General features: G+C 31.2%; 22 protein-coding genes. 14 read left to right on the top strand and 8 right to left on the bottom strand.

The window, feature by feature from the left end:
• Positions 1-130: 130 nt before the first annotated feature.
• Positions 131-511, bottom strand: coding sequence for a VOC family protein (locus tag I6U51_RS17325; RefSeq protein ID WP_211143817.1), 381 nt, complete (start codon positions 509-511; stop codon positions 131-133).
• Between the two features lie 490 nt (positions 512-1,001).
• Between I6U51_RS17325 and I6U51_RS17320 the strand changes: the two genes are divergently transcribed.
• Together I6U51_RS17320 and I6U51_RS17315 are read left to right on the top strand one after the other, a co-directional pair.
• Positions 1,002-2,087, top strand: a complete 1,086-nt coding sequence (locus I6U51_RS17320; RefSeq protein WP_211143816.1) for a diguanylate cyclase — start codon at positions 1,002-1,004, stop codon at positions 2,085-2,087.
• 182 nt (positions 2,088-2,269) lie between these two features.
• Positions 2,270-3,487, top strand: coding sequence for an MDR family MFS transporter (locus I6U51_RS17315; RefSeq protein WP_211143815.1), 1,218 nt, complete (start codon positions 2,270-2,272; stop codon positions 3,485-3,487).
• Between the two features lie 195 nt (positions 3,488-3,682).
• Here I6U51_RS17315 and pyk read toward each other — a convergent pair whose 3' ends face one another.
• The 5 genes from pyk to I6U51_RS17290 form a co-directional block, all read right to left on the bottom strand.
• The gene (pyk, locus tag I6U51_RS17310; protein WP_211143814.1) at positions 3,683-5,104 is read right to left on the bottom strand and encodes a pyruvate kinase; all 1,422 of its coding nucleotides are present in this window, start codon (positions 5,102-5,104) and stop codon (positions 3,683-3,685) included.
• A 227-nt stretch (positions 5,105-5,331) separates the two neighbouring features.
• Complete coding sequence (locus tag I6U51_RS17305; RefSeq protein WP_211143813.1) at positions 5,332-6,342, bottom strand: ABC transporter ATP-binding protein; 1,011 nt, start codon at positions 6,340-6,342, stop codon at positions 5,332-5,334.
• A 12-nt stretch (positions 6,343-6,354) separates the two neighbouring features.
• Entirely contained in the window at positions 6,355-7,167 is an 813-nt protein-coding gene (locus I6U51_RS17300; RefSeq protein ID WP_211143812.1) for an ABC transporter permease, read from the bottom strand.
• Positions 7,160-8,038, bottom strand: a complete 879-nt coding sequence (locus I6U51_RS17295) for an ABC transporter permease (protein ID WP_211143811.1) — start codon at positions 8,036-8,038, stop codon at positions 7,160-7,162. Before I6U51_RS17295 ends, I6U51_RS17300 begins: the two co-directional genes overlap by 8 nt.
• Positions 8,035-9,276 (bottom strand): ABC transporter substrate-binding protein, encoded by a 1,242-nt coding sequence (locus I6U51_RS17290; protein WP_246517415.1) that lies wholly within the window; start codon positions 9,274-9,276, stop codon positions 8,035-8,037. The genes I6U51_RS17295 and I6U51_RS17290 overlap by 4 nt, the downstream gene beginning before the upstream one ends.
• 295 nt (positions 9,277-9,571) lie before the next feature.
• On the opposite strand from I6U51_RS17290, the gene I6U51_RS17285 reads away from it, so the two are divergent.
• The 4 genes from I6U51_RS17285 to I6U51_RS17270 all read left to right on the top strand — a co-directional run bounded on the left by I6U51_RS17285 (position 9,572) and on the right by I6U51_RS17270 (position 13,123).
• Positions 9,572-10,465, top strand: a complete 894-nt coding sequence (locus tag I6U51_RS17285; RefSeq protein ID WP_211143810.1) for a nucleoside hydrolase — start codon at positions 9,572-9,574, stop codon at positions 10,463-10,465.
• A gap of 4 nt (positions 10,466-10,469) precedes the next feature.
• Positions 10,470-10,835: a PadR family transcriptional regulator gene (locus tag I6U51_RS17280; protein ID WP_211143809.1), complete on the top strand. Its 366-nt coding sequence runs from the start codon at positions 10,470-10,472 to the stop codon at positions 10,833-10,835.
• Between the two features lie 186 nt (positions 10,836-11,021).
• A complete protein-coding gene (locus tag I6U51_RS17275; protein ID WP_211143808.1) occupies positions 11,022-12,350 on the top strand; it encodes a protease complex subunit PrcB family protein in 1,329 nt (442 codons plus the stop codon).
• A 5-nt stretch (positions 12,351-12,355) separates the two neighbouring features.
• Positions 12,356-13,123, top strand: a complete 768-nt coding sequence (locus I6U51_RS17270) for an SIMPL domain-containing protein (protein ID WP_343069704.1) — start codon at positions 12,356-12,358, stop codon at positions 13,121-13,123.
• Between the two features lie 109 nt (positions 13,124-13,232).
• Here the strand turns inward: I6U51_RS17270 and I6U51_RS17265 are convergent, their stop codons facing one another.
• The gene (locus I6U51_RS17265; protein ID WP_211143806.1) at positions 13,233-13,382 is read right to left on the bottom strand and encodes a hypothetical protein; all 150 of its coding nucleotides are present in this window, start codon (positions 13,380-13,382) and stop codon (positions 13,233-13,235) included.
• A 204-nt stretch (positions 13,383-13,586) separates the two neighbouring features.
• Here I6U51_RS17265 and I6U51_RS17260 point away from each other — a divergent pair, with 204 nt between their 5' ends.
• The 5 genes from I6U51_RS17260 to I6U51_RS17240 all read left to right on the top strand — a co-directional run bounded on the left by I6U51_RS17260 (position 13,587) and on the right by I6U51_RS17240 (position 16,924).
• Positions 13,587-14,039, top strand: coding sequence for a GNAT family N-acetyltransferase (locus I6U51_RS17260; protein ID WP_211143805.1), 453 nt, complete (start codon positions 13,587-13,589; stop codon positions 14,037-14,039).
• A gap of 72 nt (positions 14,040-14,111) precedes the next feature.
• Entirely contained in the window at positions 14,112-14,600 is a 489-nt protein-coding gene (gene coaD / locus I6U51_RS17255) for a pantetheine-phosphate adenylyltransferase (RefSeq protein ID WP_211143804.1), read from the top strand.
• A gap of 131 nt (positions 14,601-14,731) precedes the next feature.
• Positions 14,732-15,334: an HAD-IA family hydrolase gene (locus I6U51_RS17250; RefSeq protein ID WP_211143803.1), complete on the top strand. Its 603-nt coding sequence runs from the start codon at positions 14,732-14,734 to the stop codon at positions 15,332-15,334.
• 77 nt (positions 15,335-15,411) lie between these two features.
• On the top strand, positions 15,412-16,023 hold the full coding sequence (locus I6U51_RS17245) for a DJ-1/PfpI family protein (protein WP_211143802.1): 612 nt from the start codon (positions 15,412-15,414) through the stop codon (positions 16,021-16,023).
• Positions 16,024-16,141: 118 nt separating this feature from the next.
• Entirely contained in the window at positions 16,142-16,924 is a 783-nt protein-coding gene (locus tag I6U51_RS17240; protein WP_211143801.1) for a helix-turn-helix domain-containing protein, read from the top strand.
• Positions 16,925-16,945: 21 nt separating this feature from the next.
• On the opposite strand, the gene I6U51_RS17235 is transcribed toward I6U51_RS17240, so the two are convergent.
• On the bottom strand, positions 16,946-17,983 hold the full coding sequence (locus I6U51_RS17235; RefSeq protein WP_211143800.1) for an acyltransferase family protein: 1,038 nt from the start codon (positions 17,981-17,983) through the stop codon (positions 16,946-16,948).
• Between the two features lie 202 nt (positions 17,984-18,185).
• Between I6U51_RS17235 and I6U51_RS17230 the strand changes: the two genes are divergently transcribed.
• The 3 genes from I6U51_RS17230 to I6U51_RS17220 all read left to right on the top strand — a co-directional run bounded on the left by I6U51_RS17230 (position 18,186) and on the right by I6U51_RS17220 (position 20,711).
• Complete coding sequence (locus I6U51_RS17230; RefSeq protein ID WP_211143799.1) at positions 18,186-18,992, top strand: GNAT family N-acetyltransferase; 807 nt, start codon at positions 18,186-18,188, stop codon at positions 18,990-18,992.
• Positions 18,993-19,247: 255 nt separating this feature from the next.
• A complete protein-coding gene (locus I6U51_RS17225; protein ID WP_211143798.1) occupies positions 19,248-19,799 on the top strand; it encodes a helix-turn-helix domain-containing protein in 552 nt (183 codons plus the stop codon).
• Positions 19,800-19,817: 18 nt separating this feature from the next.
• On the top strand, positions 19,818-20,711 hold the full coding sequence (locus tag I6U51_RS17220) for a DMT family transporter (protein ID WP_211143797.1): 894 nt from the start codon (positions 19,818-19,820) through the stop codon (positions 20,709-20,711).
• Positions 20,712-20,719 lie beyond the last annotated feature (8 nt).

Genomic DNA, 20,719 nt, shown 5'->3' with positions numbered 1-20,719 from the left:
CTCCATTTTGTATTATTGGTCTAAACTATTTCCTTTGTATTATTATCTTGCTTAGTGCTGCTGCAGCAACTTTTTTCTTTCTTGCCACTCATCATTGTAAAAATTCTACAATTTATGTATTTAATAAATATTAGATATCTTCACGTAGTAAGTATTCATTTCCATCTTGATCTTTAAAGGAAAACATTTTTCCATATGGCATATTCATAAGATCTCCTACTTCAACACCATTTTCCTTCATTTTATTATAAGCATTCTCAATATCAGTAGTACTTAATATTATAGAAGGATGTGAAACATTAGTTGCTGGATTTTGAGCCATCATTAAATTCTTATCATATAAAACAAAGGTTGTAAATTCACCTTCACTTGGTCCAACTTCTAACCATTTCATATTAGGTCCCATTGGCTGTTCAAATTTAACTACAAAATTTAATTTTTCAGTCCAGAACTTCTTAGCTTCATCTTGATTGTTTACGTATAATGTTATTTTTCCTATTTTATTGATCATTTTTGTTTCCTCCTTTAAATATCATAAAAACTAACTTTATATTATTTGCAAAAATACTATTCTGCTCTAATATATTAATTATTTTTCATAATACATTAGTATAAACTAATTATTATAATTAAGCTACTTTATTATATAGATTTCACTCAAAGCATCAAAATATACACTCACGGAGGCCATTGGAATATAATGAACATTAATAAAGTATAGTCAGTCTTTTATCAAGTGATTCTTAGGTTCAGATGGAGTTTGCTTATAAGGATGACTTTCTCCATCTGAACCTTAGAAGAACTTATCCAGGCGCGTAGCAGTGCTTATCCCCCACTTTGATAGAAGATGGGGGGTTAGCAATGGTAGCGATCGGATAAATTTATATCGAAAACTTGAGGTATAACTTACCATAAAATGAATTGTGGAGTTAGAATGAAATAGTATATAATTAATATGCTTATTTAGAATGTTCACTTTATACTTTGGGGAGAGTATTACAATGATTGTTGATTTATTTATTAATGCATGCATTTTAATTACATTTACAAGTGTTTCTCATAATTTCGTCATAAATAAAAATATATCTAAGAATCCATCAATATCTTTAAAAATATCAATTGGGGCATGCTGCGGTTCATTAGGAATCTTATTAATGTTCTTTGGGGTACATATTACTTCCACAATAGTAACGGATTTTCGTACAGTACCCATTATGCTATCAGCTATTTTCGGTGGAGTTATACCACCTATAATAACCGTTATAATGATGTGTTTTTTTCGAACTTTGTATTTTGGAATTTCTAAAGCTGCTGTAGTTTCTATAATAGCTACTATGTTTTCAGGAATAGGCTTTGGAGTTATCTCCGTTATTAAAAAAACAAGAAGGGATAAATGGATTTATTCTGTTATATATTCAAATTTAGTTAGTACTATTTCATATATAATTCTTATTAAGGATAGGATATTTTTACTCAAGCTTCTACTAGTATACTATATTGGGATTTCATTTGTATCATATTTTGTATATAGATATACTGAGTACTTATGCGAGCTTGTTGAATTTTATAATAGATTGAGAAATGAAGCAACAACAGACTTTTTAACTGGATTAAATAATGTAAGGCAGTTTGACAAGATTTTTAATAGTGTTTCTAAGCAAACAATTAAGGATGGAAAAAATCTATCTTTGCTATATTTAGATATCGATTATTTTAAAAAGATAAATGACACCTATGGACACATTGCAGGGGATACTATATTAAAGAATATAGCTGATATTTTACGTAATACATGCAGAGAAATTGATATTATATCTCGTAATGGAGGAGAAGAATTCACGGTGTTATTATTAGATTGTTCAGCTTCTAATGCAGTTAGAATTGCAGAAAGAATAAGAAGAAATGTCGAAGTTAACAAATTTTATATTTCTGACAAGGTTAGTATTTATGTAACAGTTTCTATAGGGGTTTCAATGTATCCTGGTAAAACTAATAATATAGACATGCTTCTTGAAAATGCAGATCTTGCATTATATGAAGCTAAAAGAACAGGTAGAAATAAAGTAATGGTATATAATAACAAGTAATATTGTAAATAACGTAGACTCCTTTATATAAGTTAACTTTCTAGTTAGTTTTCCTATGATGTAAGTAATTTGTATGGTAATTTTTAATAATTTAATATATAATTTTCATATATTTAACATAAATTACTACAGAACATAAGGGTGTAAATTTATATATTAACTTCAGAAGGAGTAAACAAGAAATGTTTAAAAAATTTAATATCTACAAAGGGTTACCGAAAGGTGTATACATATTGTTTTTAGTTCAGGTAGTAAATAGATTTGGGGATTTTGTGCTGCCATTTATGACGTTATTTTTGACGAAAAAACTAGGATTGTCTTTCCAGATAGTTGGGATAATTGTTATGATCGAATCTATTCTCAGCATACCTGGGGCTATAGCAGGAGGTAAATTCGCAGATCAAATTGGAAGAAAAAAGACCTATATTTTTGCTCAGACAACAGCGGCTTTAGCACTAATACCCTGTGCCTTTATAACCAATCCATATGTTATTGTTTCTTTTCTTTTGACCTCAACTTTTTTTAATGGAGCTGTTAGGCCGCCTTTAAATGCAATAATTGCAGATGTTTTGCCTCCAGATAGGAGACAAGCTGGTTATTCACTTCTATATTTGGGTATAAATTTGGGAGTATCCATTGGCCCTATTGTAGCAGGATTCTTATTTAATAATTTTCTTCCTATGCTTTTTATAGGTGACGCATTAACATCATTAACAGCAGTGATTCTATTTATTGTATATATAGATGAAACTAAGCCGTCAAATGAAACAGAAGCAGCAGCTTCAAAAGAAAGAGCAGAAGAGGGTAATGTTTTTCAAGTTCTTTTAAGACGTCCACAGATTTTAATATTTCTAGTTATCTACATAATATACAGTATAGTATACACGCAGCATAGATTTTCCTTACCTTTAATGTTAGACAATGTTTATATGGGAAATGGAGCAGAGAAATTTGGTTTCCTAATGAGTGTAAATGCTTGCACAGTTATTTTTCTAACTGTGTTTATTACTAGCTTTACACGGAAATTACATGCCCTGCCAAATATGATAATAGCAGGAGTTCTTTATGCTGTTGGTTTTGGTATGATTGGGATAGTAAAATCTTTTCCTTTATTTATGTTATCAACAGTACTATGGACAATTGGTGAAATACTAACTGTTACAAATTTTGGAGTGTATGTGGCTAACAATAGTCCTGCTAATTATAGAGCTAGATTCAGTGCAGTTGGAAACTTGAGCTGGGCTACAGGAGCTGCTCTTGGAACATCACTTATGGGAAAATATATAGATTCATTAGGAATTGCTGCTGTTTGGCCATTAACCTTTATATTGTCTTGTATTGCTGTTTTCTTTATGATGATGCTTTATATGTATTCATATAAAAAGGGAGATTTATCATAATGAAATAAAAGGTAGGTATATTTTCTATGATAATAAAAAACTGAAGCCTATCGTCATAAAAATAAAGAAACCTACTAAAAATCAAAAGAATTAGCCGTGATTTTTAATGGGTTTCTTAATGGTTAAGTTGGAAAAGGAATTCCATACTTAATACTATTATTCTATAATTTTATTATCTTTCCTTAAATAAGTTTGCTATTGGACAATTTCAACCTTAAGCATATTTGTAGTGCCAGAATATTGAACAGGCACACCAGCAGCTACAATTATTAAATCGCCTTTTTTAATATAGTTGGCGTCCAATGCTGTTTTTGTAGATTCTTCTATTAGTTCGTCTGTAGAATCAACATTTCTTGATAATATAGGTATTACGCCCCAACTTAGAGCTAATCTTCTTGCTACTTTTTCATTTGGAGTGACGGCAATTATTTGGCACTCTGGTCTATGCTTTGATACTGTCTTAGCAGTACTTCCACTTTGAGTAGCAGTTATTATTGCTTTAGCATCAAGTTCTGCTGCAGTTAAACAGGTAGATAAGCTTATTGCATCAGCCACATTAGTTAAAGTTGATTTCTTCTTTTGATCTAAGCAAGAAGCGTAATTTATTTTACTTTCAGCTGTTTGTGCTATTCTTGCCATAGTTTGAGCGGCTTCCACAGGGTATTTACCATTTGCACTTTCTCCACTAAGCATTATGGCATCAGTTCCATCTAAAATAGCATTAGCTATATCGGAGGCTTCAGCTCTTGTTGGTCTAGGATTTCTTATCATAGAATCAAGCATCTGAGTAGCAGTTATAACTGATTTTCCTGCTTTATTACATTTTTCTATTATCATTTTCTGAATGATAGGAACTTGCTCTATAGGAATTTCTACCCCCATATCACCTCTAGCCACCATTATGCCATCAGAAAATTTAATAATTTCATCAATGTTTTTTATGCCTTCATGGCTTTCAATCTTTGAAAATATTTGAATGTATTCATCACTGTTGGCTTCTAATATTTTTCTTACCGATAAAACATCAGTTGCCTTTCTTATATAAGAGGCAGCTACCATATCAACATTCATTTGACATCCAAATATCAAATCTTCCTTATCTTTATCTGTTACAGCAGGGACATTTATTGAAACATTAGGCACGTTTACTCCCTTGTGATTCCCTATGAAACCTGTATTATCGGCTATGCAATGAATTTTATTTCCTTCTATAGATTCGATAGTTAATTCCAAAAGCCCATCGTCTACTAAAAGTTTATTGCCAACAGTAACATCTTTATATAAGTCACTATAACTAATTGAACAGTGAGTTTCATCACCAAGCACTTCATCACCACAGATTATAGTAAACTTTGATCCTTTTTGTAATTCTACTTTATCATCTTTAAAATTATGGGTTCTTATTTTTGGACCTTTTATATCCATCATAATAGCTACATGTCTATTATATTTTTGTCTTAGTTTTTTTATAAGGTCCATTTTCTCTTTATGTTCTTCATGAGTACCATGGGAAAAATTAAGTCTTGCTGCATTCATTCCTGCTTCAATTAACTTTGATAAAGTTTCCTCGCTCTCACTGGCTGGGCCAATAGTAAAAACCATTTTAGTTTTTTGCATACTAATAATCCCCTTACACTTTTTAAATTTTAACTAGGATTATTATTGCACAGTGAGTTATATTTTAAACCTATAAGGCATCTTCAAAAAATAACTAGTCAGTATGTTACTCTATTTTCCGTAACATCTTTGACTTGTTATTTTCTTTCAGATGCCTAAAAGAACGATAAAAAATTGGCTTATGAAAAACAAAAATGTTATTTGGGTTTACTTAAAACAACTCTTAATTATAATTTGTAAAAAATACCTTTAGAAAAATCTATTTCAATAGAGACTAGATCACCAATTTTAATATTACTATCTGAAGGCATAATAATAAAAAGATTTATGTTGTGCCCTTCAACTCTAACATTATATTTGTCTCCAAGGTAATTCAGTGCTGTTATCCTATATTCGCCAGGTTTGTTTATAACTTTTATATGATTTGGCTTAAACATTAGTGTATAATCTCCATCAATAACTAAAGCTTTAAAATCACCAATTGGGCTCTTAAAAGTTTCTTTTTCAACTATTCCTTTAATATAATTCATTTCGCCAAAGTAATTAGCAACTTCAGGACAGGAGGGATGTTCATAAACATTTCTAGGGGTATCATATTGAATTATCTTTCCATCAAGCATTACAGCTATTCTGTCAGACATCAATAAGGCTTCAGATTGATCGTGAGTAACCATAACTGTAGTTATCTTAAGTTGTCTCTGCAGGGTCATTACAAGCTCTCTCATCTTTTGTCTTAGGCCTTCATCAAGACTTGAAAAAGGTTCATCCAGCAGAAGTACTTCTGGTTCCGCTGCTGCAGCTCTTGCTAAGGCAACTCTCTGCTTTTGACCGCCGGACAGCTCAAATACCTTTCTCTTTTCAAAGCCCGCTAGCCCAACTTTTTCAAGCATATCTAAAGCTTTTATTTTTCTGGTATTCTTATCAATACCTTTCATCTTAAGACCAAACTCAACATTTTCTAGCACATTCATATTAGGAAATAGCCTTAGATCCTGAAATACTATGACTATCTCACGTTTTTCAGGGGCAATACCTTTTATTTGCTCTCCATCAACTAGAATATCTCCATTATTTGGTTCAATAAGACCTGCTATTGTTTTAAGCAAAGTACTTTTACCACAGCCTGAGGGGCCAAGTAGGGAGACGAGTTCCCCTTTCTTTACATCAAAATAAATGTCTTTTAATATCTCTTTTCTATTTAAATTAACATATAAGTTTTTCAAATAAAGTTTGTGCATTTTTTAATCCTCTTAACTAAAAAAATAAGTATTTTCTATTTTATAGTATCTTTTTAAGGTTTTTTCAAATAAAACAAAAACCAATAGGGTTGAGATTATGAATAAAACACTGTATGCAGAGGCGATTGTTCTGTCTTCACTCTGAATATAGGGAAACATAAGCATGGCATAAGTAACAACATTTCCTCCTCCTATAAGGAAGGTAATAAAATACTGGCTGAAAGATACTATAAAAGCCATGCTGCCTGAGGAGATTATGCCCGGCATAGCAACTGGCAAAGTTATATTAATAAAGGCTCTTAAAGGGGAAGCACCAAGAACTCTAGCCTGCATTTCAAGCTTATCTCCTGTGGCTTCCGTAACTTCAGTCATAATTCTTACAGTATAGGGTAAGCAGAGAATTGTATGTACCAATATTACCCCAAGTATAGAGTCATTTAAGCCTATTTTAATAAAAAATATGTGTATACCCATGGCAAAAGTAGTAACGGGCACAATTACCGGCATTAAAACAGCGAACTTAATGAAGCTTCTGCCGAAAAAGTCATATAGCACAATAGCTCTAGCTGCAGGAATACTTATTACAATTGAAAGTAGTGCTACAGCTATAGAAATAAGAACGCTAGAAAAAAGAATTTTTATAGCGCCGGAATAACCACCAAATAATTCCCCAATGGCCCTTAAAGAGAAGCTTTTTGGAAAAAGGTCTGGCCAAGGCCATATACCTGTAAAGCTCCACACTAAAAGAATAGCCAAGGGGAAAAGTATAATAAAAAAGCTTAAATATATAATTATTTTCATTGTTATAGTATAATGCTTATTCATTAGTGTCCACACCTACCTTTTTAAGGTTTCTTTGAAGTATCTTATAGTAAATGTATGTAAGCAGCACTGAGATTGTCGTCATTAAACTATTTAATACCATAGCATAAGGTCTGTGTGCCAAATCCGGATGTGTATACTCAAGGTATGTCAAAACCGGTAGTGATTTAGGTGATGTTGCTCCTAATAAAAAAGGAATTTCAAAGGCACCAAAAGAGTAGGCAAATACAATTATAAATGAAGTAACAATTGAAGGAAGGCACAGAGGTAGAGTAATATTAAAAAAGGCCTTAAGCCTTGTTGCACCGAGATTTATTGCCGCCTCACCTAAAGATGAATCTATATTTGCCATAATTGTCACCACCACTAGTGTAACAAAAGGTATCTCCTTCCAGAGATATGCAAGAATTATACCAATGGAACCTTTATCAAATACTAAAGAAATAAACTGCTGCTGATTATGTATAATATCAAGATGATAAGACAATCTAGATAGTATTCCGCTTTGTGAAAATACATTTATTATTAGCAGTGCTGAAACGGTGTGGGGAAGAATAATAGGCACTTTTAGAAGCTGAAAGGATCTTTTTTTTACGATTCCTGATGCAGAAGCTGCAGCACTTATAAGTACACCTAGTATCACCGCAATCAAGGATGATACTAGGGAAATGTAGAGACTCAAAAATAATGACGACATCATGTCTCTTCTGGTAAAAATTTCCTTATAGTAAAGCAAGGTGAATTTTGTGAGTCCTGCAGCAGGAAGTATTCCGAAGCTTTGTATCAGACCATTTATCAGTGCATATATAAAAAGTACCATGAGTAAACTTACAGGAAGTACCATTATATAAGGCTTTAATTTTGAATAAATCATTTCTTAGGAGCACTTCCTAGTACTTCAGATTGCCATATTTCTTCTATTATAGGAATAGTATCTGCTGGCATTTCAGGAAGTCTCTTCTTTAAAAGCTCAGATTGTGGTATTACACCCTTTCCAAGAGGAACCTTATCAAAAAGATCTTTTTCATTCTTTTCAAGTTTTTCATAATCAAGAACTGGCAAATCACCCCAATTAGCAGGATCATATTTTGATGCTTGCATTTCTGCGCTAAGTATTGCGTTGATAACTGCAAGTGCTCCATCTTTATTAGAAGCATTAGATGGAATTGCAATAAAATGAGTATTACCTATTGTTCCTTTATCAAAAACAAAAGACCTTGAAGTAGCTTTAAATCTTCCTGATGCTATCATTCCTCCAACTGAATTTGGATTGTAGGACATTGTCATAACTGATTCATTATCTGCAAACATGTTGTCCAACTGTGCAATATTTGCAGGATAGGTTTTTCCTTCTTTCCAAAGATATGGCTTTAATTCTTTAAGATAATCCATTGCAGGTTTTACAGCTTCTCTTATTTTTTCCTTATCATTTCCTGCACTCATGAGTTTGTCGTATCCAACTATATCGTATACCACGTTTCTTACAAAAGCACTACCAGTAAAATCAGGTGGTGCAGGGTATGTAACTTTTCCTTTATATTTCTTTGCAAATTCCATAAGTTCCTTTGTGTTTTTAGGAGTCTCTGATGTTACTGCTGAATCGTTTATAAGAACAAATTGGGCTTTCCCATAGGGTGCCTCATAGCCTTTTATTTCATATCCAAAGTCATACTTAACATCGTTGGAATTTGTATTTACGTACTTTTTATAGTTTGGTAAATAATCAACAAAAGGTCCATATAAGAGATCATTTTTCTTAGCTGTATAAAAGTTTTCTCCATTTATCCATACTAAATCGATTGACCCTTTTTTACTTCCAGCTTGTTTTTCACCAAGCATTTTATTGAGTATTTGGTCGATATCCATAGGTACTCTTTTTAAAGTGATATCATAGTTGTCCTTCACATACTTGGCAAGCTTAGTGTCAATCCACTTATTAGTTCTTTCATCTCCACCCCAGCCATAAAAGTTTACTGTAGTGCCTTTAGCACTCTTTAGGACAGTATCAAAATTGCTTTTATCAGTATTTGAGCTTTGGGGAGCATTTTTTGAACAACCTACAGTAAAAATAATAAAAATAAATAAAAGCATACTAGATAAAATTCTTTTCAAAAAAATCACCTCTTCTATAGTTTTTGTCTAATAACTAAAACCTTTACAAAACAAGTCATTATATTATTAGACAAAGTCTAGTACTTGTGCTATAATCCTATAATATTATGAATAATTTGTCAACGAATTCGGCCAATGTCGATTCATAAAGAATCTTGATTATAGAATCCTAATCTATAAGGCTAACTTATACAAAGGGATATATTGGATAAATCAAAGTTTCAGTTAGAACCCGTATATAAAGGGGCTGTATTCTGAGTTTTTATTTTTAATAAAATAGTTGGAGGATAAAATAATGAAAAAAGTTATATTTGATTGTGACAACACAATGGGGGTTGAAGGCTGCGATGTTGACGATGGCCTTGCTTTAATATATCTTTTAGGAAAAGAAAACATAGATTTATGTGGAATAACTACTACCTATGGAAATAGTGATATTAATACCGTGTACAGCAACACAACTTTGATGCTAAAAGAGCTGAGGAGAACTGATATACCATTATTAAAAGGTTGTGCAGATAAGCAGGATTTAAAAAGTGAAGCTGTAGATTTTATAGTAAAAACGATAAATTTACACAAAGGAAACATATCGATTCTAGCAACAGGTTCCCTTACAAACCTTTATGCTGCATATCTTGTAGACAATTCTATATTTGAAAAAATATCTGAGATTGTGCTAATGGGAGGCATAACAGAGAAACTTATTATAAATGGACGAAATCTTGATGAACTTAATTTTTCCTGTGATCCCGTCGCTACTGAGTGTGTTTTAAAAAACGGAAAAAACCTATCTATAATAACCGGTAATAACTGCCTTAGTGCTTATTTTTCAGAGACAGATTTTAAAACAAGGCTTTTATCAAGAGATAATGCTATGGCACAATATATATCACAGAAATGCATGTATTGGTTTGGAAACATGATGTCTTTCTTTGATATTAATGGCTTTCACAACTGGGATGTTGTTGCTGCTGCTTTTTTAGCTAATTCTTCTATTTTTCAAAACAATTTGTTTAATATAAATTCGGACATTAAATCCCTTGAGAGAGGATTTTTAAACAAAAGTTGCTCAGTAGGGGAGTATTCATATTGTATTAACCTTCCTGTGATACAGGACATTAAAAAGTTTACTGATGATATTTATCAAACATGGCTAAGTGTAAGCTTAACTAAATCGGGGGGGAATTAATATCATGGTGTCTTATGAAAAATGTTCCTGTAAGGGTGATAATTTAGATAAATTCGTCCAAACAATAATACTTAAAGTACTTTATGAGTGTGACACCTATGGTTACGCTATTTTGAAGAAAATATCGGAATCTTCGATAATGAAGGGAACAAAGCCTGATCCTACTGGCATATACAGACAGTTGAAGAATATGGAAGAAAAAGGACTGCTTATGTCAAAGAAGCAGATATCTGACAATGGCAATTTAGCAAAATATTATAGCATTACGGAAGATGGTAAGCAGTGTCTTTTGAGTTGGGTATCTACGCTTAAGAATTATAGAGACTCAATAGATCTTTTCATTCTAGAAATAGAAAAAATAATTGAATAAAACCTAGTTTTAATATAAAAATTATTTTTATTATGAAGCAGTAATAGTTACTTATATTACATTTATAGGTATTAATAATGTTGGAAAAAAATTAATTTAAAATTTTTTTTATTTTTTGAAGCGAAAAATAATGTTTAAGCGTCTATATTTATGAAGACTTAAAAGTTAAATCTAGGAGGTTTAAACATGAATAGGAAAAATATATTAATACTGGCATTGGTCTTTGCAAGTGTCTCAGCAGCGCCTGCAAATCTAGTAAAAGCCAAAGAAATCAAGCCTAAGGTTACATCTACAGTGATTTGTGGAGCTACTACTCCTGTTCAGGGAATTACTACAAACAAACTAAATCCATATGTATTAAATGAAAAAGAAGTCCAAACTGTATTTGGAAGATTTTCAAAAGAAATTGAAAACTTAAAGCATCATGAGGGGTACTATGTTTTCGATAATGCAAAATACGGCATAAAAGATTCTGAGGTTTATGTGATGATTTCGCTAGGTGAGAGGAATACAACCGGATATGGAATTAAAATACTTTCAGCTGAGGATATAGAAGGGATTTCTAAAATTACTATTCAAGAGACAAAACCATCAACGGGTACGATGGTAGGAGAGGCAATTACCTATCCTTATGTAATTGTAAAGTTTGCACAGGGAACTCCAAAGGTGAAGGTTCTAACAGATAAGGGGACAGAGTTACCTTTATTAGTAGACCTATCAGAACTGGAAAACAAAGACTGGAAAAGCTTAAAACCTTGTTGGAATGTTCCAGAAGATAAGGAATGGCTTATTACTTTTAAAAAAGATATTTCTAAGACAGAGGTTAATGACAATACAATCTATGTTAGGGACAGTAATGGAGGCAAGATACCAGTAAAACTTGTTATTGGAGAGGATAACAAAACAGTAAAAGTGGTGCCAGTAGAAAAATATGTCTCAGGGCAAACTTATTATCTCTTTATTTCTGACAAGGTTTATTCACAAAAAGATTTAGCTAATAATAAAAAAGGATATCGTATGACCTTCAGTATTAAAGGAAATGTAACAGTGGGAGATTCTGCAAACCAGAAAGCAAATTCCTGTGTGGTATCAAGCAGAATAGGAAATGCACCTATTTTTGATGCTAGTACAAATCAACAAGCAGGAGTTATTTCAAAGGATTTTTCAATCAATTTAAATGATATTAGAGATGGTAAGGTATACTTTTCTCTTCCAGTAACTGAAGGTAAAGATAATGTGATTCAGAAGCAGTACTATGTGCCAATAAAATATTTAGATAAAGCTTATAAGGAGCCTCTTGCTGTTCCGTTGATCATTTCTACTGATATGATCAAAATAAAAGAAAATGCATCTATTTATACAATTGATAATGGTACTAAGCAGTTAATAATGAAGACTTCCAAGAATATTGGACCTATGCATTATATAATGAAAACTGAAAATGGGTATCAATTTGTACTTGCAAATAATGTTGTTTATGTTCAACCTGAAGATGTTGAACTTATAAAAGAATAGAAGGAGTGATAAATTTGAAAAGTATTAACTTACTAAAGGCAAAATGGTCATTTGTATTTATGTCTGTAGCTACGTTTCTTTTCTTGATGGCAATGGTTCCAACTGCAAATTACAAGGTATTAGCAGCAGAAGATAAAACGGCAGCAAGAACAATAAATGTTAATGGAGATGGTGAAGTAAGTGTGGCACCTGATATTGCATATATTACACTAGGAGTAACTACAGAAAAGAATAGTGTAGGTGAAGCTCAAAAAAGCAATTCAGATACTATGAATAATGTTATTGCTGCAATTAAAAAGGCTGGGGTAGCAAGTGAGAATATTAAAACATCTAACTACTCTATTAGTCCTAAGTATAATTATGAGGATAAGACAGGAAACAGCACAATTGTGGGATATACAGTTACAAGTACTTTAAATGTTACAGTTAAAAATATAAGTTCAGTTGGAATTATAATTGATACAGCTATATCAAATGGAGCAAATAACTCTAATGGAATAGCTTTTGGAGTTAGTGATTATGGAAAATATTATAACATGGCTCTTACGAATGCTATATCAAATGCAAAAGCTAAAGCACAAGTAATAGCAGGCTGTATAGATGTCAAATTATCAAATCCAGCGAAAATAACAGAGAATTCAAGTGGTGTTCCTGTTGAATATCCAGTTTTATATGATTCAGTTACAAAGAACAGTTCTGCAGGACGAGGCATGACTGTGGAATCAGGCACTTATAAGATAAAAGCTAATGTTAGCTTGGTTTATGAGTATTAAAACTAATTTTTATATTGTATAAAATTTAGACAAGCTTGTCTGAGGTAAAAAATGAGAGGTTAATAAATATAGATAGGGTAGAGAAAAAATCTCTACCCTGTTTTGTTGTTTATTCTTTATGTTTTTCTATGAATATATCAAGTGCCTTAATTCCTCTGTTTGCAAGCTTAACAAACAATATAAATCCATAAATGCTCATACCTAACATCATTAATAAAATAATTAAATTAAATAGAGCAAATGAGGTAGCTAGCATCATAATAATATCCCCCTAACGACTTTTATATACTGATTATACAATTTTCACCAATAAAAATAAAGGAAAGTAGCATTATTTATAGAATGTATATATTCAAGGCTCTTTTGAGGAAGCAATGTATTGTAAATCTTTTTGTGAAAACAGAGAGCTAGGCCATTGTAGCAAATAACTATGATTTAGAATATAAAGCAAAGGAGCAGTAAAATGAATATTATATCAGTCAAGGAAAGCCCGGAATATAAAGATAAAGCAATTAAATATTTTCAAAACAAATGGGCAAGGGAAGATAGCTTAATGGTATATGAAGATTGCATTTCTAATTGCATAACAACAACTAATCCACTGCCTCAGTGGTACTTGCTAGAGAATAATGGAGATATTATCGGATGTGCTGGACTTATTACTAATGATTTTATCAGCAGGATGGATTTGTATCCTTGGGTTTGTGCTTTGTATATTGAGAAAGAATATCGTGGCAATGCTTATGGATCATTACTGCTAGATAAGGCAAAGAGGGATGCAAAAAAGGGTGGCTTTTCTCATTTGTATCTTTGCACCGACCATATTGGATACTATGAAAAATATGGTTTTACCTATGTTGGAAGAGGATATCATCCTTGGGGTGAAAGTTCCCGAATTTATGTAGCAAATTTATAGCATAATAAAAATGAATTAAATCTAACATAATTTAAAGTTTTATATATTGTAAACAATTGGAGGAAAACGAGTATGACAATAGCTATATATGCAGGTTCTTTTGATCCATTTACTATAGGACATCTTCAGGTTCTTACAGAGGCAAGTTATCTATTTGATAAAGTAATAGTTGCTATAGCTAATAACGCTGATAAAAAACGTAGAATTGATTCTCAGCTAACACTTAGCGCCATTGAAGACACAGTTTCGGACTTGAGCTATGGTAGTAAAATTGAAGTTATTAGATTTGAAGGCCTTATAGCGGATTTAGCTAACGAAAATAAGGCTGATTATTTAATCAGAGGTATTAGAAACGGAATTGACTATGAATATGAAGAAAACTTAGCAAGGATTAATGAATCCTTTGGATTAAAGACTATATATATAAGGGCTGGCAGCCTAAGTCACGTAAGCTCGTCAATGGTTATGGAACTTTATAAGTATGGACGTGATATATCTTCATATGTTCCTCCGTCTGTATTAAAAGTAATAAATGAAAACTGTGATGTGATTTGTAAATAAATTTAATATCAAGAAGTTTTTAAATATCTAATCTAATTTTTGTTTATATGAAGTAAAACTTGAATCAGATGGAGTATTAGAGCAGGTAGTCATCGGATAAAAGTTGAAGAATAATAAAAGGAGAATAGATTGTGTATAAAAATATTATATTTGATTTAGGGAATGTATTATTGGACTTTAAACCAGAGGAATATCTAAAGACAAAGATTGTGGAAGTTGATAAAATTTCAGAGATACATAAAGAATTATTTCAAAGCGAAGAGTGGGTAATGCTAGATAGAGGAACACTTACTGAAGAAGAGGCAAAGAGTATTATAATTAAGAACAGCAATAAAAATGGGCACTTGATAAATCTCGCTTTTGAAAATTGGTATGAGCTTCTTACACCTATCGAAGAGTCGGTCAAGGTTATGAAAGAATTAAAAGATGCAAAATATAAGGTTTATTTTTTATCTAATTTTCATTTGCTAGCATTTGAATATGTAACTAAGAGATATGACTTTTTTAATCTTTTCGATGGTGGAATTGTTTCTTATAAGGAAAAACTAATAAAGCCTGAAGATGGTATTTATAAAAGAATAATAGAGGAGTATCAGATAAAGCCTGAAGAATCGATTTTCATAGATGATTCTCATGGCAATATTGAAGGCGCCAAAAAACTTAATTTTGAAACTATACTTTTTAAAAACTCTAAGGATTTAAGAGAAAGATTAAAAACTTATAATGTTTTATAGTATAGATAGGAGACTAATTGATGAATTTTTTATGGAAGGTTTATCAATTATAATTATTTTTATCTGGAGGATAAAAAATGAAATATGTAGTAAATATAATTTTATTTGAAGAATTTGAAACACTAGATGTGTTTGGACCTGTTGAGATATTTGGATGTTTACCTGATATATTTAAGTTGAATTTTATTTCTCTTAATGGAAAAACTGTCTCGAGTACTCAAAATGTAAAAGTAGAAACTAATAAATATGAGAAGAAAAATGATGAAAATACTATTACATTTATTCCAGGAGGCATGGGCACAAGGGAGAAAATCAATGATAAAAACCTAATTAACTTTATACAGAATATTGCAGTAGAATCAGAATATATCATGAGTGTTTGCACAGGTTCAGCACTACTGGCTAAAACAGGATTGCTAGATGGTAAAAAAGCAACTACGAATAAAAGAGCCTTTGATTGGGTAGCAGCGCAGGGAAAGGACGTGTTATGGGTAAGGAAATCAAGATGGGTAAATGATGGTAATATTTTTACATCCTCAGGGGTTTCTGCTGGAATTGATATGACTTTAGGCTTTATATCGGAATTACTAGGAAAAGAAAAAGCAAAGGAAATTAGTAATAAAATCGAATATAAATGGAATGAGGACAAGGAGTGGGACCCTTTTGCTGAATTATATGGGTTAGCATAATACTATCAAGAGATATGAAATGAATCAAAGTACTTTAAAGTATAATTTAATTTTTAATTTAACTGATAGAGTATATGATAGTTCTAAATTATAAAATATAAATAATGGAGGATTTTATTTGAGAGAACATATTACAATAAGTGAACTTGCGAGATTGATGAATGTTTCTACTCATCAAATAAGATATTTTGAAGAAAAAGAGGTTCTTCTACCTTATAGGATTGATGAAAATGGGTACAGACTATATGGTTTAAATGAGATATATAAACTGGCCCACATACTGCTTTTAAGAAAGTTTAACATTCCTGTTAATAGTATTAAGATGTGTTTTAATGATTACACAATTGGGGATTATACGCATCTATTAAATACTTCTGTAGATTGTATCAATGAACAGATAAACAATCTTATAGCATTAAGAGATTTTACTATGAGTATTGTTGAAAAGATAAATATGGTTGATATTTCAAAGGATAAATATATTATAAAAGGTATCGAAGAACGTAATCTTAAACAAATCTTTAAAATGAATTATCAAGTACCATTTTCAGCGAAGCAATTCTATGACATTATGAGTGAATCTAGTAAAACATTAGGTCTATATGAAACTGATATTATCAATCTCTATGACAATACCAATGTGTATATATGTATAGGAGAGGATGAGAAAGATTCTGGTACTAGCCATAAACTAGTTGCAGGAGAGTATCTATGTTATGAGTTCCTTGCAGAGAATGATGAGGAGTTTGAAAAACAAATTAATAAATTTTTTGAATATGCAAAAGTAAATAATATAAATATTAAAGGGAATCTCGTTGCTATAGAAAATTCCATGATTTCGATTTTTTATAACAATGGAATATACTATGAACTTCAAATGCTTATTGAAAAAATAGCTTAAATTTAGAGCTGTAGCCTTAAGCTACAGCTTTGGTAAAAAATATTTTAACTTTGTGTATTTTAGTGAAAAATGAGTGATGAGTAGTACAATGAAGCCAATGATCATAGCCACATAATCTGTCATTTGATTTGCACCTAAGAGCAAAATACTCCACCCAAATATTACCCATTGAATGATGTAAACTCCTGTAACATTTTTGCTCCAGAAATAAATTGTATTTAAGAGTTTGTCAAATCTTTTTTTTCTTAGTTTTGTAACAAAATAATCAGATAGTGGTAACCATAAAAATATAAAGCTCATCATTAAGAAATGAATGCTTAACCCACTTCTATAGTAATCACCTATAGGGAAGAATGAAATTGTTACAATGCCTATTGTAGCTAAAAATAAACTACCTAAAATAAGCTTTTTCTTTATCTGTTTTTCTAAGACTTGCTTTTGAAGGTATTTACTTAAATACATACCTAAAAGAAAATATACTACCCATGGAAATAGTGGAAAATCAGTAGTTTTATTAGCACCCCATAGCGGGTCAAAAATGAAAATATGGCCTTGAAATCCCCATAAATATGGTGATACAAGTAATATGATTAGGATTACTGTTGGCAGTATATATAAGTTATCGGCATATTTTTTAAAAGCAGAGAAAAATATAAGTGATAATCCTGCTAATTGAAAAATATCTACTAAAAATAATAGAGATATAGGACCTTGTCCAGGATTATAAGAACCTCCAGCTAAAAGTAAAGGAAAGGTAAACCTTATTAAATTGAGGACATACCCAAAGGCAAATAATTTACAACCACGTATTATATTTTCTTTTATACTCTTTTTTGATTGCATAAAGAAAATACCCATAATAAGAATGAACACGGGTGCAGCAGGTGCTGTCCCTAAGCAAATAAAGATATTACCTAAAAGAGTATTACCCTCTCCAGCTGTTCGTTCATGCATGATCATAGCATGCTGCATAATCATAAAAAAGACAGCTAGTCCTCTAGCAAAATCTAGATAAAAAATACGTTTTGAATTTGAATAGTTAACAGAATTATTCTCCATAAAAACCTCCCGAAATTATATTAATTTCTAATGAAACTTATTATAAATACAATATACACCTTAGGTCAGACCTAAGGTCAACAGAGATTTTGATTATTTTCAAAAAGGTATAAATCCCAACAATTTACTTAAGTTTAGGTAGTACATCTCATTGAGGTTTACACACTTTTATTATTTATAACTTTTAAAGGAGGTATTAAAGTTGCAAGAATTAAAAAAATCCGAACTCTTAGCTGCGTTACCAATATTAAAAGAAAAAAGAAATGATCTCACTTTCTCTTATTCGGTTATTCATCAAATTATACCTGGTAGAGTTTTTGTTGATAACAATATATGTCCAAAAACCGCACTCATTTCTACAGATTCAGGTTTATATCGGATAGTCGGTAATGAGTATAATGACTATTTTAACAAGAAGTTAAGTCAATTTCTCTTTAAAAAGTTAGCTCAAAGTGAAAATAGATTTACTTTATTTTCTTCTTCTGATACATGGGAAAGAATCATTGATACATTATTAGGTGATAGATTGACTAAATTGAGAAGAATCTCTTTTGAGTTTAACATAGATAAAAGCATCTGTGGAATAAGGTGGAGAGAAAAGATTCCTGCAGGGTTTACTATTGAAGGTATTAATAAAGATTTAATTAGACGATGTGAAAAATTTGATGATGAATATTATAAAGAATATTGGAGCAGTGTTGATAAATTCATTAATAATGGATTTGGCTATTGTGTACTATACAATGGTAAAATAGTAAGCATTTGTACATCTATTTATGTAGGTGGAGGATATGCTGAAATTGATATATTTACACACCCTGATTTCAGAGGAAAAGGATTAGGCATTTTAGCTGCCGCTGCTTTTATAGAGCATTGTATTAAAAATGGTATAAAACCAAGTTGGGATTGTGCTATTGACAATTTGCAATCATGTAAACTAGCAAGTAGATTAGGGTTTATAAGTAATGAACAATATTCTATATATATTCGGAACAAGACTCATAATTAAAATGTTTTGACAAAAGAATAAATTAATGTCCATTGATTATGAAAGAAAATATATAGTTTTCAATTATGAATAAGTTATTTAAGGCTATCTATTTAACGTGTTTTATATATTAAACATGTTAAGTAAATAGCTACTTTATTTTATCATAATAATACTTGTAATTATAATTATGTTTGTGTATAATATGTTTAACAATCGTAAGATATAATTTACGAATGCATTTTAACATTTATCTACTAACAGGAGGTTTTACATATGAATCTGAATCCAGTGATTGCAGAAAATCTTAAGCGATTGAGATTAGAAAGAAATTTAAGCTTAGGACAATTGGCTGAACTGTCTGAGGTAAGTAAAGTAATGCTTTCTCAGATTGAAAAAGGCGATACAAATCCTACAATCAATACCATTTGGAAAATTGCGAAAGGCTTAAATGTTCCATATACCGTATTAATTGATAAGCATGAAAATGACACTTTTGTAATTAAAAAGTCAGAAGCTAAAGAACAAACTAGTGAAGATGGAACATATCGCGTTTATTGCTACTATGGAAATACACCACATAGAAATTTTGAATTGTTTTTACTTGAATTGGATTCAGGTGCAACTTATACTTCTGTTGGTCATTCCGAAAAGTCACAGGAGTACATCACTGTTCTTGAAGGGGAACTTGTATTAACAACAAACAACCAGGACTATTTATTGAAAAGAGAAGATTCTATTTGCTTTTTGTCAGCAACTTCTCATATCTATAAAAGTTGCGGAAAGACTACTCTTAAGGCAATGGTTGTAAACTTTTATCCAATTTAGCAGAAAAGGAGATATGTAATGAAAAATGCGAAAGTAAGACTTGTAGCTGGAATGCTTATATTTGGAAGCCTTGGACTATTTGTTAGAAATATAGATTTGCCTTCCAGTATGATTGCATTGGCAAGAGGAATAATAGGAAGCATATTTTTATTGGTAGCAAGTTATATAACAAGACAAAAGATATCTTGGAAAGCGATTAAAGCCAATTTGTTTCTGTTAATAGTGTCTGGGGCTGCCATGGGTATCAATTGGATTTTTTTATTTCAAGCATACAAATATACTACAATATCGAAAGCTACTTTATGTTATTACTTTGCTCCTGTACTTATCATGCTTTTATCTCCATTTATCTTAAAAGAAAAACTAAATGCAATAAAGATTATGTGCATCATAGGTGCTATGACAGGTATGTTCTTAATAGTGGGATTTGAAAGTGGTACAGCAGAAAAAAATCAATTGTTGGGCATTGGATATGGTCTTGCAGCGGCAGTTCTTTATACAAGTGTAATCATAACAAATAAATTTATAAGGAATTTATCGGGAATAGAAAGTGCCATGATACAACTTGCTATAGCTGCAGTGGTTTTATTACCTTATATACTTGCTACCGAAAAAATACGATTTACAGAATTAAATTTTAAATCTACTTTATTACTTTTGGTTGTAGGCATCATACATACGGGAATAAGTTATTTTCTATATTTTTCTGCGATACCCAAACTGAAAGGACAGACAATAGCAGTATTTAGTTATATTGATCCTATATCAGCAATAGTTATGTCTAGTATATTTTTAGGAGAAAAAATGACAGTGATACAGTTGATGGGCGGTATTCTGATACTAGGAACAACTTTTATTAATGAGTTATCTGTAAAAGAGCTTGATGTGGGTGAAGGAATAGTACATGAATAGTAAGGGTA

This window comes from Clostridium aciditolerans, from assembly GCF_016316925.1.
GTDB lineage: Bacteria > Bacillota > Clostridia > Clostridiales > Clostridiaceae > Clostridium_AM > Clostridium_AM aciditolerans.
This window is presented reverse-complemented; position numbering and strand designations above follow the sequence as displayed.

Excerpts from the sequence above, each read along its gene's own strand:
- I6U51_RS17260 (WP_211143805.1), top strand. The coding sequence starts at position 13,587 with ATGAATATTATATCAGTCAAGGAAAGCCCGGAATATAAAGATAAAGCA.
- I6U51_RS17265 (WP_211143806.1), bottom strand. The coding sequence starts at position 13,382 with ATGATGCTAGCTACCTCATTTGCTCTATTTAATTTAATTATTTTATTA.
- coaD (WP_211143804.1), top strand. The coding sequence starts at position 14,112 with ATGACAATAGCTATATATGCAGGTTCTTTTGATCCATTTACTATAGGA.
- I6U51_RS17300 (WP_211143812.1), bottom strand. The coding sequence starts at position 7,167 with ATGAATAAGCATTATACTATAACAATGAAAATAATTATATATTTAAGC.
- I6U51_RS17275 (WP_211143808.1), top strand. The coding sequence starts at position 11,022 with ATGAATAGGAAAAATATATTAATACTGGCATTGGTCTTTGCAAGTGTC.
- I6U51_RS17245 (WP_211143802.1), top strand. The coding sequence starts at position 15,412 with ATGAAATATGTAGTAAATATAATTTTATTTGAAGAATTTGAAACACTA.
- pyk (WP_211143814.1), bottom strand. The coding sequence starts at position 5,104 with ATGCAAAAAACTAAAATGGTTTTTACTATTGGCCCAGCCAGTGAGAGC.
- I6U51_RS17285 (WP_211143810.1), top strand. The coding sequence starts at position 9,572 with ATGAAAAAAGTTATATTTGATTGTGACAACACAATGGGGGTTGAAGGC.
- I6U51_RS17305 (WP_211143813.1), bottom strand. The coding sequence starts at position 6,342 with ATGCACAAACTTTATTTGAAAAACTTATATGTTAATTTAAATAGAAAA.
- I6U51_RS17280 (WP_211143809.1), top strand. The coding sequence starts at position 10,470 with ATGGTGTCTTATGAAAAATGTTCCTGTAAGGGTGATAATTTAGATAAA.
- I6U51_RS17220 (WP_211143797.1), top strand. The coding sequence starts at position 19,818 with ATGAAAAATGCGAAAGTAAGACTTGTAGCTGGAATGCTTATATTTGGA.
- I6U51_RS17295 (WP_211143811.1), bottom strand. The coding sequence starts at position 8,038 with ATGATTTATTCAAAATTAAAGCCTTATATAATGGTACTTCCTGTAAGT.
- I6U51_RS17225 (WP_211143798.1), top strand. The coding sequence starts at position 19,248 with ATGAATCTGAATCCAGTGATTGCAGAAAATCTTAAGCGATTGAGATTA.
- I6U51_RS17315 (WP_211143815.1), top strand. The coding sequence starts at position 2,270 with ATGTTTAAAAAATTTAATATCTACAAAGGGTTACCGAAAGGTGTATAC.
- I6U51_RS17325 (WP_211143817.1), bottom strand. The coding sequence starts at position 511 with ATGATCAATAAAATAGGAAAAATAACATTATACGTAAACAATCAAGAT.
- I6U51_RS17235 (WP_211143800.1), bottom strand. The coding sequence starts at position 17,983 with ATGGAGAATAATTCTGTTAACTATTCAAATTCAAAACGTATTTTTTAT.
- I6U51_RS17320 (WP_211143816.1), top strand. The coding sequence starts at position 1,002 with ATGATTGTTGATTTATTTATTAATGCATGCATTTTAATTACATTTACA.